Origin of the sequence: Brevundimonas sp. EAKA (assembly GCF_000698025.1) — a bacterium.
Lineage (GTDB): Bacteria > Pseudomonadota > Alphaproteobacteria > Caulobacterales > Caulobacteraceae > Brevundimonas > Brevundimonas mediterranea_A.
In genome coordinates this window covers 1-15,562 of the sequence record NZ_JMQR01000001.1, presented here as the reverse complement: position 1 = coordinate 15,562, position 15,562 = coordinate 1, and the positions used below count along the sequence as shown (strand labels likewise).

Below are 15,562 nucleotides of genomic sequence, written 5' to 3'. Positions count from 1 at the left end.
CAGACCGAGGGGAATACTGGGTCTCGCTTTTAGGGTTCGTGCCGCAAAAGAGGAGCGCCAATACAGGCGGTCCCGGCGGTTTTCGAGAGGTGAAACGTGGCCGAGACGGGTGTGATTCCGGAAGGCGAGGGCGATCCGAATCGCCGCGACTTCATCCATATCGCAGCGGGCGCCGCTGCGGTCGGCGCCGGGGCGATGATCGCCTGGCCGCTGATCAACCAGATGAACCCCGCCGCCGACACCCTGGCCCTGGCTTCGATCGAGTTCGATCTGACCAAGGTGCAGGAAGGCCAGCAGGTCGTGATCAAATGGCAGGGCAAGCCGGTCTTCGTGCGCTATCGCACGCCGGCCGAACTGCAGCGCGTCATCGCCGATGATCACGCATCGGACCTGAAACAGCCCCAGACGGACGCCGAGCGCACCAAGCCAGGCCACGAGAAATATCTGGTCGTGGTCGGATCCTGCACCCACCTGGGCTGCGTGCCGACCTTTGGCGCCGGCGACTACGGCGGCTGGTTCTGCCCCTGCCACGGTTCGCACTATGATGCGTCCGGGCGGATCAGGAAGGGGCCCGCGCCTCTGAACCTGGTGGTGCCCGACTATGAATTTGCGTCCGACACTCGCGTCAAGATCGGGTGAGGGCCAGGGGGAGGAAATGAGCGAACACGAATCCACCTACGTCCCTAAGACGGGCGTCGAGAAGTGGCTGGACACCCGGCTGCCGATCATCCGCTTCGGCGCAGACTACATGTCGCTGCCGACACCCAGAAACCTGAACTACTGGTGGACCTTCGGCGGCATCCTGGCCCTGTGTCTGATGACGCAGATCGTCACCGGCATTGTTCTGGCCATGCACTATACGCCGCACGTCGACCTGGCCTTCGCCTCGGTCGAGCGGATCATGCGCGACGTCAACGGCGGCTGGCTGATCCGCTATGTGCACGCCAACGGCGCGTCGATGTTCTTCATCGCCGTCTATCTGCACATGCTGCGCGGGCTGTACTACGGCTCGTACAAGGCGCCGCGCGAGATGATCTGGATCATCGGCTGCGTGATCTTCTTCCTGATGATCGCGACGGCCTTCCTGGGTTACGTCCTGCCCTGGGGCCAGATGTCCTTCTGGGGCGCCGAGGTGATCACCAATCTGATCGGGGCCATCCCGGTGATCGGCGAGCCGATCCTGATCTGGCTGCGCGGCGGACCGGCGATCGACAATGCGACGCTGAACCGCTTCTTCTCGCTCCACTATCTGCTGCCCTTCGCCATACTGGGCTGCGTCGTCCTGCACCTGTGGGCGCTCCACTCGGCGGGTCAGAACAATCCGGTCGGCATCCTGATCCCTGCGGATCGCTCGAAGAAGGACATGCTGCCCTTCCACCCCTATTTCACGCTGAAGGACGGGTTCGCGATCATCCTGTTCCTGCTGCTGTTCGCGATCTTCGTCTTCTATCAGCCGAACGCCCTGGGCCACGCCGACAACTATATCCCGGCCAATCCGCTGCAGACGCCGGCGCACATCGTGCCCGAGTGGTACATGCTGCCCTTCTACGCCATCCTGCGCGCCATTCCGGACAAGTTCGGCGGCGTGGTGGCGATGTTCAGCGCCATCGGCGTGCTGTTCGTCCTGCCCTGGCTGGATACGTCCAAGGTGCGGTCGATGCGGTATCGCCCGACCATGCGGACCTTCTTCTTCATCTTCCTGGTGGTCGGCGTGGGCTTGGGCTGGTGCGGTGGTCAGCTTCCGGACGCGCCGGTCATTCCGGGGTTGGGCGGCGTGGTTCTGCTGGACGGCAACCTGAACTCCTACCTGTGGCTGACGCGGCTGTTCACGGCCTACTACTTCCTCTTCTTCCTGGTGATCCTGCCGTTCGTGGGCTTGAAGGAGACGCCGCTGCCGATCCCGGCGACCATTTCCGAGCCGGTCCTGACCGGTGCGGACGCGATGCCGGCTTTCGCCCCGGCCTCGCCCGAGAAGAGGGGGTGAGGGCCATGATGACCGTGAAAACCAACGCCTCGATGTCCAGGCTCATCGCCTCGGCGGCTGTAGCTTTCGGCCTGCTGGCCGCGGCCCCGGCCCTGGCTGCTGGCGGGGCCGCCCATCCGCGCTCGGGCGGGTTCAGCTTCGAAGGGCCGTTCGGCGTCTATGACCAGGGCCAGCTTCAGCGCGGCTACAAGGTCTATCAGGAGGTTTGCGCCGCCTGCCACAGCATGAACCTGATGCACTATCGCAATCTGGGTGATCGCCACGGGCCGTTCTGGAATCCGAAATATCCGAACCCGAACGACAATCCGGTGGTCAAGGCCCTGGCCAAGGAGGTCCAGGTCCCGGACATCGACAGCGAGACCGGTGAACCGATCCAGCGCGACGCCACTCCGGCCGACAAGTTCCGCAGCCCTTACCCGAACGCGACGGCCGCCGCCGCAGGCAACGGCGGAGCGGCGCCGCCTGATCTGTCGGTGATGGCCAAGGCCCGCCACGACGGCGCCAACTATATCTACTCTCTGCTGTCGGGCTATCGCGCGGCGCCGGCGGGCCTGACCATCCGAGAGGGGCAGCATTACAACCCCTATATGGCCGGCGACCTGACGCCCTTCTGGACGGGGGACAAGCACCATGTGCCGGAGGGGGGCTTCATCGCCATGCCGCCGCCGCTTCGGAACGGCCAGGTGACCTATGACGACGGCTCGCCCCAGACGGTGGACCAGTACGCCAAGGATGTGGCCGCCTTCATCGCCTGGACGTCCGAACCGAAGATGGTCGAACGCAAACAGGCCGGCTTCGGTGTGATCATTTTCCTGCTGATCTTCGCCGGCCTCACCTACGCCAGCTATCGCCGCGTCTGGAAGGGCGTCGCCCACTAGGCGCAGGTTCAAATGACCTGATCATCAGCCCGCCGAAGTCCGCTTCGGCGGGCTTTTGTTTGCGACAAATGGCGCGTGACACGGAATCGACATGATGGATTTCGCCCCCTAGGGTCGGCGACTTCATTTCCGGCTGTGGGGCCTCGTGTTCATGCGTATCGTCTCTTCTTTCGCCGCCGTGCTGATGGCCGGCGTCACCCTGTCCGCCTGCGCCACCGTCGGAGCGGATCAGGCCGCGCCGTCCTTCGACGCCGCGCGGATTTCGGAGGATATCCGCGTCCTGTCGAGCGACGCCTATGAGGGACGCGGCATCGCCACCCCGGCTGAAGAGAAGGTCGTCCAGTACCTGAGCGCTCAATATGCGGCCGCCGGTTTCGAGCCGGGCGGTCCCAACGGCCAGTGGACCCAGGACGTCATCCTGAACCGTTTCGTCCAGTCCAACGTCCATGCCTCGCTGAAGCTGGGGGACTGGAGCCTGCCGATGACCCAGGGCCGCGAGGTGGCCATTTCCACCCGCCGTCCGGCCGAGCATGTCAGCCTGAAGGACGCGCCCCTGGTCTTCGTCGGCTACGGCATCAATGCGCCTGAGCGCCAGTGGAACGACTTCAAGGGCCAGGACTTGCGCGGCAAGATCCTGGTCGTCCTGGTCAATGACGCCGACTTCGAAGAACCGGCGCTGAACACCTTCGGCGGCAAGGCCATGACCTATTACGGCCGCTGGACCTACAAGTACGAGGAGGCCGCCAAGCACGGGGCGGCGGGCGTGCTGATCGTGCACGAGACGGCGCCGGCCTCTTACGGCTGGGCGACGGTCGCCAACTCCTGGGGCGTGCCGCAGTTCGACATCCTGAGGCCCAATGCGGCGGCCGAGCGGGTGCCGATGGAGGGCTGGATCCAGCGCGATGTTGCGGTGGACCTGTTCCGCCGCGCGGGGCTGGATTTCGATGCGCTGAAGGTCAAGGCGCGCAGCCGCGACTTCCAGCCCGTGGCCCTGACCGGCGCGTCCTTCTCGACCGAGTTCGACGTGGCGACCAACCAGGTCACCAGCCACAATGTCATCGCCCGCCTGCCGGGCACGACCCATCCGGACGAGACGGTGCTGTACACCGCCCACTGGGACCATATCGGCATGGGCGAGCCGGACGCGACGGGCGACCGGATCTTCAACGGCGCCGTCGACAACGCCTCGGGCACCGCCGGCCTGCTGGAACTGGCGCGGATGTACGGACGCGCCCCTCGCACCGAACGCTCTGTCGTTATGATCAGCTTCACCGGCGAGGAAAGCGGTCTGCTGGGTTCGGAATATTACGCCGTGAACCCGGTCTATCCGCTGCCCAGGACGGTGGGCGGGTTCAACATGGATTCGATGAACGTCTATGGCCGCGTCACGGGGCTGGGCGTCACCGGATACGGCCAGTCCGATTTCGATGAGCGGTTGGCCGTCGCGATCCAGTCACAGGGCCGTAGTCTGGTCCCGGACTACGAGAACGCGGCCGGCACCTATTATCGCTCGGACCACTTCCCCCTGGCCAAGCGCGGCGTGCCCATGGCCTACGCCGGCAGCCGGGGCGACTTCCGCGATGAACCGATCGCCGAACGCCAGGCCGCGCGCGCCGAATATGGCGCCAAACGCTATCACCAGGCGGCGGACGAATGGTCGCCGGACTGGGACTACAGCGGCATGATCGAGGATCTGACGGTCTTCTATGATGTCGGTCGCGCCCTGGCGAACGGCCGGGACTGGCCGGAATGGAAGACGGGGTCCGAGTTCGGCCCCGTGCGGGCCACGACGGCGTCCGAGCGTCCCTGATATCCGTGAAAACCGGGGGCCGGGACGCGATCCTGGCCCCCTACCTATTCGTCTGTTCGAGCCGCCCGCATGATCCTTCGTCGTTCCCCCTTCATCGCCCTGGCGGCGCTGGTCCTGACCGCCTGCGCAGGCGCGTCCGTCAGCCCGCCGCCCGCCCGGCTGGACGCCTTCGCCACGGCCTCGGCGGCGACGCCGCAGTTCAGCGCCCAGCGTCTGTCCGACCACATCAAGTACCTGGCCTCCGACGAGTTGGAGGGCCGCTTCCCCGGCCTGATCGGCGAGCAACTGACTCTGGCCTATCTCCAGCGCCAGTATGAGGCCATGGGGCTGGAGCCGGGCGGACGGGACGGATCCTGGCTGCAACCGGTCGATCTGGTGCGGTTCACGCCGGAGCGTGCGCCGACGGCCGCCTGGACCGGCGCCGACGGCGTCCGCCACGCCCTGGTTTCGGGAACGGACATCACCTTGCGCGCGGGGCCGGCCGATCCGATGGTCAAGATCGACGGTGCGCCGCTGGTCTTCGCCGGCTACGGAATCGTGGCTCCGGAGCGGGGATGGGACGACTATGGCGACGCCGATCTGACGGGCAAGGTGGTGGTGATCCTGCGCGCCCAGCCCGACGCCCTGGGCGTCGATCCGAACTTCTACGGCTCGGGCACGCACAAGACCCAGGAGGCGCTGAAGCACGGCGCGGTCGGGGTGATCAGTCTTCAGGACAACGACGGTCGCTGGCGTCGGGCCGTCGGCGGCGCGACCCGGCCGCAGATGACGGTCAAGGGCGCGAAGGATGCGCGGTTCACCGGATCCATCAGTCCGGCGACGGGGACCGCCATCGGTGGAGACGTTCTGACCGAGGCCCTGGCGCGCGCCAAGACCGGCGGCCTGGGCGGGGTGGTGGATCTGGGCGTGCGGCTGGACGTCGATATCGCCGAAACGACCGAGGTCATTCACTCGAACAATCTGCTGGCCAAGATCCCCGGAACGACGCGGCCCGATGAATATGTCGTCTATTCCGCCCATTGGGACCACGTCGGCAAGGCCAGGGAACCGAACACCGAGGGCGACGACATCTTCAACGGCGCCTGGGACAACGCCTCTGGCACGGCGGGCCTGATCGAGATGGCGCGCGCCTTCAAGGCCGGACCGACGCCGGAACGGACGGTGGTCTTCCTGCACGTCACGGCCGAGGAACAGGGACTGCTGGGCTCGGAAGCCTATGCCTCCGATCCGGTCTATCCGCTGGCGAAGACGGCGGCGGACATCAATATCGACATGCTGCCCTTCACCCCCGCGACGCGGGACGTGGCGGTGTTCGGCGTCGGCAAGTCGGAGCTGGAAGACATCCTGGGCCGGTTCGCCGCCGTGCAGGGCCGCACGGTGACCGGCGACGGCTATCCGCAGGAAGGCTTCTACTACCGCTCCGACCATTTCAACTTCGCCGCGGGCGGGGTGCCGGCCCTGATGCCGTGGAGCGGTCGTGACTTCGTAGAGGGCGGGCTGGAGGCGGGCGCGCCGTACTACGAGGCCCAGATGGCGCGCTATTATCACAAGCTGACCGACGAATGGCGGGCCGACTACGACTTCACCGCGGCCTTCCAGAACCTGGATCTGCTGTACCGGCTGGGGCTGACGGTGGCCGACAGCGAGACCTGGCCGGCCTGGAAACCCAGCGCGGAATTCAACGCCATCCGCGACGCCAGCGCCGATCAGCGGCGCTAAATACGAAAACGGCGGCCCGGAGGGGAGCCCGGGCCGCCGTCGATCATCCGTCGCTGGCCTTAGCGGTCAGCGGGCGGATGTCGCCTCGGCGATCAGGACGCGCGCCTGGGCGATCGCGTCCGCCTCTGTAGTTTCGCCGTCGGCCAGGGACTGGGCTAGGTCCATCAGCGGCGCGCCGGTGACGGAGCCGGTCTGGGCCTCCTGCTGCAGATGGACGCCGTTTCCGGCGACGATGGCGTCATCCCAGGCCTGGCGCACGGCGGCCCAGAAGCCCTGGGTCTTGGCCCAATAGGCGTCGCCGGCCGCAGGGGAATAGCCGGTCGACCGGTCATAGGTGTTGATCACATCCTCCTGGACCACGGCGACCGGCGCGCCGCCCGCCTTGCCCGACATTTTCACATTGTCCTGGATATGGACCCAGCCGTTCGGCGTCAGGATGTGGCGGTTGGTCCCCAGATAGCGGTCATAGACGGGGTTCCGCACCGCATCGCGCCGCGCCAGCGGCCGCCAGGTCGGGTCGGACGTCCAGGCCGACAGGCCGTTGTCATAGGTCCAGCGACCGACGCCGCCGTAACGGGGCGAGTCGTCGGTCTGCCACACGGTCTGGGACCAGGCGCCCTGGCGCTGATCGGCCGGGACGGGCGTCAGCACCCACTGGTTCGGCCCGGCGTAGGTCAGCACCGTCTGAGGCTGATAGACCCAGTCCTGACGCCAGTGCTTGATGACGATGACCTGGCCCTCATGCTCCATGACCAGGATGTGTTGCAGACTGATCCGGTCGCCCTGGTCATAGACGACGCGGACGATCTCGCTGCCGCCCGACAGTTGCTCCTCCAGCGGGTCGTAGTCGGCCTGGAAGCTGACGTTCTCGCGCATGTCGAAATGGACGCGATACTGGCCGGCCTGGGCCAGGATCGACTGGCGATCCCGTTCGAAGGCGCTGGCGGGGGTGGAAGCCGCAGTCGGGGCGACGGCTCCGGCTTCCAGCGCCTGGGCGGCGGGCGCAGCGGCGGTCAGCAGGGCGGCGGCGATCAGGATGGCGCGCATGGGACGAGGGCTCTTGATGTGGGGGATGTGCATGGTCGCTTACAGACGCAGGGTCAGGGACAGACCGAAGTTGCGGCCCGGCTGGGTGTAGGCGTCCTTGATGGACGAGGCGGCGGACAGGCCGCGCACGTCGCTCCACCAGCCGTATTTCTCGTCGAGAAGGTTGAAGGCGCCGGCCCGCAGTGTGGCGCGCTCGGTGACGTTCCAATAGGCGGTCACGTCGAGAAGGGTGAAGCTGTCGCCGGTGTAGCAGGCCGATCCGCACGACAGTTCATAGGTGGCGGCGTCCTTCCTGTCCGACCAGGTCACGACGGCCGAACCGCCCCAGACCCCCGAAGGCGCGGCATAGTTCAGGCCGCCGACCAGTTTGATCGGATCGACGCTGCTGAGCTGGGTCTTCTCACCGTCCGTTTCCTGCTCGCCGTCCGCAAAGGCGGCGGAGACGATCAGGCTGAGGCCATTGCTCCAGGCGATGTCGCCTCTGGCTTCCAGCCCCCAGATGTCGACATTGGTCAGGTTGACGTACTGATAGATCAGCGGATCGACGCCCGGCACGCCCGTGCCCGACGCCACCACCTGTTCGATGAAGTTGTCATAATGGGTGCTGAAGGCCGTGGTCTGGAGCCGCAGCTCGCCCCCGAAGGCCGCGATGTCGCGGAACCGCAGGCCGCCTTCGATACTGTCGCTGGTTTCGGGCTTGAGGTCCGGGTTGGGGATCGAGGTGTAGCCGTAGACGGGATTTTCGAAATAGTTGTTCACCTGCATCGGCGACGGGGCGCGGAAGCCTTCGGCGTAGTTGGCGAACAGGCCGAAGCGACGGTCGGCCCACCAGACGACGCCCAGCTTGGGCGAGATGTGGTCTTCCGACTGGCCCGTGGCCGAGGCAGGGAACAGGGCGTCGACTTCCGGCGACAGGTCGTACCAGTCGTAGCGTACGGCGGGGATGATGCTGAGCGCGCCGCCCAGCATCTCGATCTCGTCCTGAACGAACAGACCCGCCAACTGGTAGTCGGTCTTGGGGAAGGCGCGGGTCGGGAAGGTTTCGCCGACGGGCGGGGTGACGCCGTCGCGGACGCCTTCCTGCGTGGTCATCGACCAGTCGCCGCCGACCGTGACACGGTGTTCCACCGCCCCGCCCGCGCCGAAGACGCGCGCGCCTTGGGCGGCCAAGCCGTAGACGGTGTTGTCGAAGGTGGTGTCGCGGACCCGGTCCACAGCGGGGCTTCGATCTTCATAGGTATACTGGCGGGTGGTCGCATCCTGCCAGTAGGCGCTGACCGAACCGCTCTCGAAGCCGGCGAAGTCCTGGAAGCGCCACTCGCCCTTGAGGCTGTCGCGCTGGGCTTCGTCATGGGCGGTGACGGCCAGAACCGTCGCCGACCGGGCGGTCAGCGCGTCGCCGTCCATTTCGGAGTCGAGGTGGTCATAGGTCAGGCGCAGCGCATGGCCGGGCGCCACGTCCCAGACCAGCTTGGCCAGGATGGCGTTGGAGGTGAAGTCCTGCGGATTGGGTTGGGTTCGGGCCGAACCGACGCCGCCGACCTCGCCCTGGTTCTCCGTCTCCTGGTGATCGCGGCGGGTGTAGGCCAGCAGGCCCGAAACCGACCCCGTGCGGCCGGCGACGGCAAGACTCTCGGTCCAGCCTTCATCTGCCGAACTATAGGCCGCCCGTGCCCGTGCGCCGAAATCCTGGCTGACCTTCAGGAAATCGGACGGGTCCTTGGTGGTGAAGGCGACGGCGCCGGCGACGCCGTCCGAACCATACAGGGCCGATGCGGGGCCGCGCAGGATCTCGACCGACTTGACCATGTCCAGGTCGTTATAGTCGCCGCGACCGACCGCCTGGGCGCCGAAGCTGAAGCCGCTGGGCAGGCGCACCCCGTCGTTGATGATCAGCACGCGGTCGCCGCCCATGCCGCGAATGGTGAAGCCCGAATTGCTGTCGCGACCGCCGCCTGACAGCGCCAGGTTGAAGCGGGCGGGGGAGGTCGGCACGCTGACGCCCGGTTCGAACCGAATCAGATCCTTGATGTCGGTGGCCAGCATGGTTTCGATCTGGTCGGCGCTGATGACGCTGACCGTGGCGGGCGTGCGTGACGCCAGACGCTCCGACCGCGTGCCGATCACGATGACCGGATCGACCTCGGTCGCCGGCGCGTCGGCCGCTTCGGCGCACGCGGGCTGGGCGATCAAGACCGAACCGAAGGCGGCTGCGGCGGTGGAGAGGAGGAGTAGGTTGCGCATAATGGCCCCGCTTGATGACAGGCGGAGGTGTTACTGCGAACGATTATCAGAATCAACCGCAATGAAGGCGTGGGTTTGAACCCCAGCCTTGGCCGTGGTGTTGTAGGCGGATGAAATACGCGTTGTTCCCGATGGTTGCGGCCATCGCCCTGCTGACCGCCTGTGGCGACAACGGGGTCAATCCTCCGGACGAGCCGGCGCGTCCGCTCAGGACGCCTGAGGCGATGCAACAGGTGGAGGCGCCGGGCCCGTCCTCTCTGGCCGGCCGCGGCCCGCGCAGCTTTGTGGGAATCTGGGCCGCCAACCCCGTCTGGTGCGCCCATCCGCAGGGCGAGCGGGCGCCCATCACCCTGACGCCGATGCGGTTCGAAGCCCCTGGCGTCGCCTGTGACATCGCTCGGATTGAAGAGACCGGTGCGGGCTATGTGGCCACCCTGGCCTGCGCCGCTCAGGGGCAGGCCAAGCGCGAGCAGGTTCATATGGCCGCCTCGGGCGACGTGATGAACCTGACCTACGTCGACCGGGACATGAAAGCGGTGAAACTGGCGCGCTGCCCCGGCTCGCCGCGCGCGCCGGATCCCGCCAATCCGTTGGAAAGCATGATGAAGAAGGAGCCGGAGACCCCCGCTTCGAAACCTAGTTGAACAGGAAGTTCATCACGTCGCCGTCCTTGACGACATAGGTCTTGCCTTCGGCACGCAGCTTTCCGGCTTCGCGCGCCTTGGCCTCGCCGCGCAGGGCGACGAAGTCGTCGAAGGCGATGGTTTCGGCGCGGATGAAGCCCTTTTCGAAGTCGGTGTGGATGACGCCGGCCGCCTGGGGCGCGGTGTCGCCGACGTTGATCGTCCAGGCGCGGGCCTCTTTGGGGCCGACCGTGAAATAGGTCTGCAGGCCCAGCAGCTTGTAGGCCTCGCGGATCAGGCGGTTCAGGCCAGGTTCTTCCAGACCCAGGGTCTCGAGGAACTCCTTCTGCTCCTCGTCGTCCAGCACGGCGATCTCGGATTCGATCTGGGCCGAGATGACGACCGAGTTGGCGTTGTCGGTGGCGGCGCGGGCGGCGACCTTGTCCGACAGCTCATTGCCCTTGTCGGCCGAGCCTTCCTCGACATTGGCTACATAGAGGGCGGGCAGGGCGGTCAGCAGTTGCAGCATGTGCCAGGCCTTGGCGTCCTCCTTGGACACCTCGGCGGTGCGGGCGGGCTTGCCGGCGTTCAGCTGGGTCAGGGCCAGATCGACCAGTTTCAGCGTCAGGCCGGACTCCTTGTCGCCGCCCTTGGCGCGCTTCTCCAGCTGGGGCCGGCGGCGCTCCAGGCTTTCCATGTCGGCCAGCATCAGCTCGGTCTCGATGATCTCCAGATCGGCGATCGGATCGATGCGGTTCTCGACGTGGGTGATGTCGTCATCGACGAAGCAACGGGCGACGAAGGCCACGGCGTCGCAGTCGCGGATATTGGCCAGGAACTGATTGCCCAGGCCCTCGCCCTTGGACGCGCCGCGCACCAGGCCGGCGACATCGACGAAGGTGATGCGGGCGGGAATGATCTCCTTGGACCCGGCGACCTCGGCCAGGGCGTTCAGGCGCGGCTCTGGCACGGCCACGTCGCCGGTGTTCGGCTCGATGGTGCAGAACGGATAATTGGCCGCCTGGGCCGCCGCCGTCTTGGTCAGGGCGTTGAACAGGGTGGACTTGCCGACATTGGGCAGGCCGACGATCGCGACTTTAAGGGCCATGGTATTCCTCGTGAGGCGCGAGCCTTTAGCCGGTTCAAACCGGTTTGTCAGGCTCGCGCTTCAAAAGGCGTCAGTGCGCGCCGTGATCCATGCCCGCCATGGCCGCCATTGCGGGTTGGCGCACCGCCGCCTGCACCGTCACCTCGGGCGCCGAGGCGAACTTCAGGGTCAGGGGCACGGTCTCGCCGGCGACCAGGGGGGCGGTCAGGCCGATCAGCATCAGATGATTGCCGCCGGGCGCCAGACCGACCGCCTGACCGGCCGGTAGCGGCAGGCCTTCGGTCAACTGCGCCATCTTCATCATGCCGTTCTCGGTCTTCATCTCGTGGACCTGAAGCTCGCCGGCGCGGGGTGTGGCGCCGCCGGTCAGTCGGTCGTCGGTGGTCGCGGTCAGGGTGACGTAGCAGCCGCCGGCCTTGGCCCCGTTCGGCGAAGGCCGGCACCAGGCGTTGGCGGCGGTCACGGCCGCCGTGGCTGTGGGCGACTCCGGCGCCGTCTTGGCCTCTTGCGGCGGGTTGCAGGCCGCCAGTGCGAGGGCGATGGCGGCGAGGGATAGATGGGTCTTCATGGCGTCGTTCTTTCAGGAAACGGCGGGACTGCGCCGGATCATCGGCCGCACGGCTCGATCGAGCAATACGGCGAAGACCAGGCTCAGGCCCGTCAGGGGATAGAGGAGGGCGAGGGGCAGGACGATGCCCAGCACGGCGGCGCGGACGCGCGGTCCCGGCGGGGCGGGCGGGCCGCCCAGGCGAAGCCGCGACAGGTTCGGCGGGCGGCGTTTCCACCACATGACCAGACCGCTGATCGCCAGCAGCCAGACGCCGATACAGCCCAGCAGCATGACGATCCGGTTCACCTGGCCGTACTGTGTGCCCTGGTGGGTGTAGACGCCCCATTCGATCGCCTTGGCGCCCGCGCCGAACTGGTCGTAGCCGAGGTCGGCCAGCACATGGCCCGAGGCGGCGTCCACATACAGGGAACGGCTGTCCTGGACCCGGCGGGCCTGGGTCGTGATCGTATAGGCCGTGCCCGGGGCGGCGGGAATGGAGACGGCGTAGGGGCGGGCGAGACCCGCGTCGTCGGCTGTCTTCAGCACCCGACCCAGGGCGCCGTGGCCCGCATGATCGTGGGCCATGACCATGCCCTCCAGGGTCCATCCGGCGCCGAGCGGCTGGTCATGATGTTCGGCCCTTTGCCAGGCCCCGGCGACGGGGGCCGGGGGGCGGCCCAGGCCGCTGGATTTGACAACGTCCATGACCGTAGCGCCCCAGAAGGCCGACCAGGGCATGCCGGTGACCGCCAGGAACAGCACGACCCCGCCGACATAGACGCCGGTCAGGGCGTGCAGGTCGCGCCAGAAGGGGCGATGTCGGGCATCGGTCGTTCGGAGCGAGACGGTGGCGACGGCCCGCCCACGCGGCCACCACAGATAGAGGCCGGTGGCGAACAGGATGATGGTCCAGCCCGCCACGATCTCCACCAGGACGTTGAACGGCCGACCCAGCAGGGTCAGGCTGTGGGTCTTCTTGACCAGCTCCATGAAACCGCCGGCGGGAATCACGCCGGTGGCGCGGCCTGTGTGCGGATCGACGAAGACCGTCTTCTGCACCCCGTCGGGCCGATCCACCCGCAGGCGGACGGCCTGGTCCGGCCGGGCGGGCAGGACCAGATTGGCGACCCGGCCGCCGCCGGCGGCCTGGACCGCCGACGTCAGCCATGTTTCTGGGGCTGCCTGGGCCTGACCTGCTTGGGACTGAACCGCCGGCACGCGGATCATGTCGCGATAGAGGGCGCCGTCGATCTCGTCCTTGAACAGATAAAGGCCGCCGGTCAGGGCCAGCAGCATCAGCATGGGCATGACGAAGACGCCGGCGTAGAAATGCCAGCGCCAGACGGCCCGGTAGGCGCCGGACAGATCGTCCGGCGCCGAGGTTGCGGCCTTGCCGGCCATCAGTAGCTCATCCTCACGCCGACATAGGCCGAGCGGCCCTCGCCGGGGAAGAAGACGGCGGTCGAGACGCTGGCCAGGCTGGCGTCGGTGACGGCGCTGAAGTTCGAGACATAGGCCTCGTCGAACAGGTTGCGTACGTCGGCGAAGACGGTCAGTCCGTCCCGCACGGTCCAGCCCATGTTCAGGTTCGCCACCGTATAGGCGGGCGACTTCAGGGTCGGCGTATTGGCGTAGTCGACCCAGGAATCGGCCATCGACCATTCCAAGCTGGGCGCCACGAACCAGCCGGCCGGGTGATCATACCTCAGCTCGGCCCGGTACAGATGAGGCGGCACGACCGGCAGGTCATTGTCGCCGTAGACCTTGTCTCCGTCGAAGAAGAAGTCCGAGAAGGCGTAGGTCTGGCGGAGCCGCCATTGCGGCGCGATCCGCCAATCCAGCCCCGCTTCGATCCCCTGGTGAACGGTCGGTCCGGCGTTGAATGTGGCGGGAAGCCCCGTCACATTAGGCAGGAAGTTCAGCAGTTCGTGGTCCAGTTCGGCGCGATAGGCGGTGACGTCCCAGGTCACGGGGCCGCGGCGACCGCGCGTGCCGATTTCCCAGGTGACGGCCTCCTGCGGAACCAGGGGCTGATAGCCGTCGGCCGTCGGCGACAGGGCCGAGAAGTTGGGCGGTTCGACCGAGCGGGTGACATTGGCGAACACCTGATCGCCTTCCTCGCTTTCCCACAACAGGCCGGCGCGGGGCGCGAACCAGTCAAACGTCTTATCGACGCTCAGGTCGATCGTGCCGGCGACGCCGGGGACCACATAGCTTTGATAGTCGCGTTCTGCGCGGCCCCAGGTTCCCCCGGCGACCAGGGCGAGGCGGTCGGTGACGAACAGCCGCCCCTCGCCGAAGACGTCCAGCCCCTTGCCGTTCTGGAAGCTGCGGGCGCGCAGACCGTTCTGCTGGCCGGCCAGATTGGCCCACTGTTTGGCGTCCAGATCGCCCTGGCGGTACCAGGCGCCGTAGAAGGCGTCGGCGCGCAGGCCGGCGACCTGACCCTGCCAGTCGAACCGGCCGAAGGCGCCGTAGTTGCGGCTTTCCTGGTCGATGACCTGGAAGATCGGGTGGTCCAGATCCTTCCAGGTTCCATAGACGGCGCCCTCGAACACGGTGGATTGGTCCAGCCGCCAGTGCGTCTGCACCGTCGTGCGGATCGACTGCATATTGCGCTGATAATTCAGGCTGAGATTGCCCAGGTTGGCCTTCTCCGGCTGGGTCAGGGCGTCGTTCAGGCTGACGCTGCCGGGGATTTCCTGGTGGATGTCGCCGCCCGAGACGAGCAGGCGCACCTCGCGGTCCTGACCGAAGCTACGGCCGATGTTGGCGGACAGGTGCAGGGACTTGCCCTCGCTCTGCTGACGCCAGCCGTCCACGCTCTGGCCGGTGACGGCGGCGAAGCCGTCCCAGTCGCCGCGCACGCCCGCGACCTCGGCATGGGCGCGCACCGTGCCATAAGAGCCGCCGTCCAGACGCAGGTTCAGGTTCGACGCCGCCGTGCGGCCAGTCGGCGTCACCAGATTGATCGCCCCGCCCAGCAGGGCGCCGCCGAAGCGCAGGGCGTTGCCGCCCTTGTAGACCTCGGTATAGCGGGCGATCAGCGGGTCGATCAGCTGGAAGTCGCCGAAGCCGTCGGCCTCGTTGAACGGCACGCCGTCCTGGGCCAGCAGGGTGCCGCGATTGTGGCTGGAGTTGCCTATGCCCGAGCCGCGGATCGACAGACGGATGTCGCCGCCCCACTTCTTCTGGGCATAGACGCCGGGGGCGTCGCGCAGAACGTCGGCCAGATTGGGCGCGTAGCGATCAGCGTAGGATTCGGCCGAGACGACGGCGACCGCGCCGGGCGTGCGCGACAGGCGTGCCCGCGCCTCGGCGACAACGGCGGGGTCGTCGGCGTTGCGGCGGGCGGTGACAATGACGCTGTCCAGCACGGTCGGCTCTGAAGGCGGCGTGGCGGGCTGCTGAGCGAAGGCTGGGCCGGCCAGGGCGGCGAGCAGCAGGGCGCAGGGCGCCGCAGTGGTCTTGAGAGACATGGTGATCCTGAAGTCAGAACGAGAAGGGCGCGCGGGCGAAGGGCCGGCGCGGGCTTTGGGTCTGGTTCAGGCGTGGGGCGGTGCGGTGGACGGCGGACGCGGCGGCGCGCGCGCCGGGGG

At 67.3% G+C, this 15,562-nt stretch carries 12 protein-coding genes; 6 read left to right on the top strand and 6 right to left on the bottom strand.

Annotation, left to right across the window (positions count from 1 at the left end; all coding sequences use genetic code 11):
• The first annotated feature begins 96 nt into the window (after positions 1 to 96).
• The 5 genes from petA to ER13_RS00040 all read left to right on the top strand — a co-directional run bounded on the left by petA (position 97) and on the right by ER13_RS00040 (position 6,391).
• Positions 97 to 639: a ubiquinol-cytochrome c reductase iron-sulfur subunit gene (gene petA, locus ER13_RS00060; RefSeq protein WP_008260246.1), complete on the top strand. Its 543-nt coding sequence runs from the start codon at positions 97 to 99 to the stop codon at positions 637 to 639.
• Between the two features lie 16 nt (positions 640 to 655).
• Positions 656 to 1,984 (top strand): cytochrome b N-terminal domain-containing protein, encoded by a 1,329-nt coding sequence (locus ER13_RS00055; RefSeq protein WP_035305046.1) that lies wholly within the window; start codon positions 656 to 658, stop codon positions 1,982 to 1,984.
• An 8-nt stretch (positions 1,985 to 1,992) separates the two neighbouring features.
• Positions 1,993 to 2,862, top strand: a complete 870-nt coding sequence (locus tag ER13_RS00050; protein WP_230307486.1) for a cytochrome c1 — start codon at positions 1,993 to 1,995, stop codon at positions 2,860 to 2,862.
• A gap of 151 nt (positions 2,863 to 3,013) precedes the next feature.
• Entirely contained in the window at positions 3,014 to 4,672 is a 1,659-nt protein-coding gene (locus ER13_RS00045; protein ID WP_035305043.1) for a M28 family metallopeptidase, read from the top strand.
• 69 nt (positions 4,673 to 4,741) lie between these two features.
• Positions 4,742 to 6,391 carry a M28 family peptidase gene (locus ER13_RS00040; RefSeq protein WP_052004621.1) on the top strand — a complete coding sequence of 550 codons (1,650 nt, stop codon included), beginning with the start codon at positions 4,742 to 4,744 and terminating at the stop codon, positions 6,389 to 6,391.
• Between the two features lie 66 nt (positions 6,392 to 6,457).
• On the opposite strand, the gene ER13_RS00035 is transcribed toward ER13_RS00040, so the two are convergent.
• Together ER13_RS00035 and ER13_RS00030 are read right to left on the bottom strand one after the other, a co-directional pair.
• Complete coding sequence (locus ER13_RS00035) at positions 6,458 to 7,438, bottom strand: DUF6607 family protein (RefSeq protein ID WP_035305041.1); 981 nt, start codon at positions 7,436 to 7,438, stop codon at positions 6,458 to 6,460.
• A 39-nt stretch (positions 7,439 to 7,477) separates the two neighbouring features.
• Entirely contained in the window at positions 7,478 to 9,682 is a 2,205-nt protein-coding gene (locus ER13_RS00030) for a TonB-dependent hemoglobin/transferrin/lactoferrin family receptor (RefSeq protein WP_035305038.1), read from the bottom strand.
• Positions 9,683 to 9,792: 110 nt separating this feature from the next.
• Between ER13_RS00030 and ER13_RS00025 the strand changes: the two genes are divergently transcribed.
• A complete protein-coding gene (locus ER13_RS00025; RefSeq protein WP_155988040.1) occupies positions 9,793 to 10,326 on the top strand; it encodes a hypothetical protein in 534 nt (177 codons plus the stop codon).
• Here ER13_RS00025 and ychF read toward each other — a convergent pair.
• The 4 genes from ychF to ER13_RS00005 all read right to left on the bottom strand — a co-directional run bounded on the left by ychF (position 10,319) and on the right by ER13_RS00005 (position 15,442).
• The gene (gene ychF, locus ER13_RS00020) at positions 10,319 to 11,413 is read right to left on the bottom strand and encodes a redox-regulated ATPase YchF (protein ID WP_035305032.1); all 1,095 of its coding nucleotides are present in this window, start codon (positions 11,411 to 11,413) and stop codon (positions 10,319 to 10,321) included. The two genes, ER13_RS00025 and ychF, sit on opposite strands and share 8 nt — an antisense overlap.
• A 70-nt stretch (positions 11,414 to 11,483) precedes the next feature.
• A complete protein-coding gene (locus ER13_RS00015) occupies positions 11,484 to 11,981 on the bottom strand; it encodes a copper chaperone PCu(A)C (protein WP_035305029.1) in 498 nt (165 codons plus the stop codon).
• A 12-nt stretch (positions 11,982 to 11,993) separates the two neighbouring features.
• Positions 11,994 to 13,364, bottom strand: a complete 1,371-nt coding sequence (locus ER13_RS00010; RefSeq protein WP_035305027.1) for a PepSY domain-containing protein — start codon at positions 13,362 to 13,364, stop codon at positions 11,994 to 11,996.
• On the bottom strand, positions 13,364 to 15,442 hold the full coding sequence (locus ER13_RS00005; RefSeq protein ID WP_035305025.1) for a TonB-dependent receptor: 2,079 nt from the start codon (positions 15,440 to 15,442) through the stop codon (positions 13,364 to 13,366). The genes ER13_RS00010 and ER13_RS00005 overlap by 1 nt, the downstream gene beginning before the upstream one ends.
• Positions 15,443 to 15,562: the final 120 nt, after the last annotated feature.

What these genes read in the sequence shown, in the direction of transcription:
- ER13_RS00005 (WP_035305025.1), bottom strand. Translation starts at nt 15,442, where the DNA reads ATGTCTCTCAAGACCACTGCGGCGCCCTGCGCCCTGCTGCTCGCCGCC.
- ER13_RS00055 (WP_035305046.1), top strand. Translation starts at nt 656, where the DNA reads ATGAGCGAACACGAATCCACCTACGTCCCTAAGACGGGCGTCGAGAAG.
- ER13_RS00030 (WP_035305038.1), bottom strand. Translation starts at nt 9,682, where the DNA reads ATGCGCAACCTACTCCTCCTCTCCACCGCCGCAGCCGCCTTCGGTTCG.
- ER13_RS00050 (WP_230307486.1), top strand. Translation starts at nt 1,993, where the DNA reads ATGACCGTGAAAACCAACGCCTCGATGTCCAGGCTCATCGCCTCGGCG.
- ER13_RS00035 (WP_035305041.1), bottom strand. Translation starts at nt 7,438, where the DNA reads ATGCGCGCCATCCTGATCGCCGCCGCCCTGCTGACCGCCGCTGCGCCC.
- ER13_RS00025 (WP_155988040.1), top strand. Translation starts at nt 9,793, where the DNA reads ATGAAATACGCGTTGTTCCCGATGGTTGCGGCCATCGCCCTGCTGACC.
- ER13_RS00040 (WP_052004621.1), top strand. Translation starts at nt 4,742, where the DNA reads ATGATCCTTCGTCGTTCCCCCTTCATCGCCCTGGCGGCGCTGGTCCTG.
- ER13_RS00045 (WP_035305043.1), top strand. Translation starts at nt 3,014, where the DNA reads ATGCGTATCGTCTCTTCTTTCGCCGCCGTGCTGATGGCCGGCGTCACC.
- ER13_RS00015 (WP_035305029.1), bottom strand. Translation starts at nt 11,981, where the DNA reads ATGAAGACCCATCTATCCCTCGCCGCCATCGCCCTCGCACTGGCGGCC.
- ER13_RS00010 (WP_035305027.1), bottom strand. Translation starts at nt 13,364, where the DNA reads ATGGCCGGCAAGGCCGCAACCTCGGCGCCGGACGATCTGTCCGGCGCC.
- ychF (WP_035305032.1), bottom strand. Translation starts at nt 11,413, where the DNA reads ATGGCCCTTAAAGTCGCGATCGTCGGCCTGCCCAATGTCGGCAAGTCC.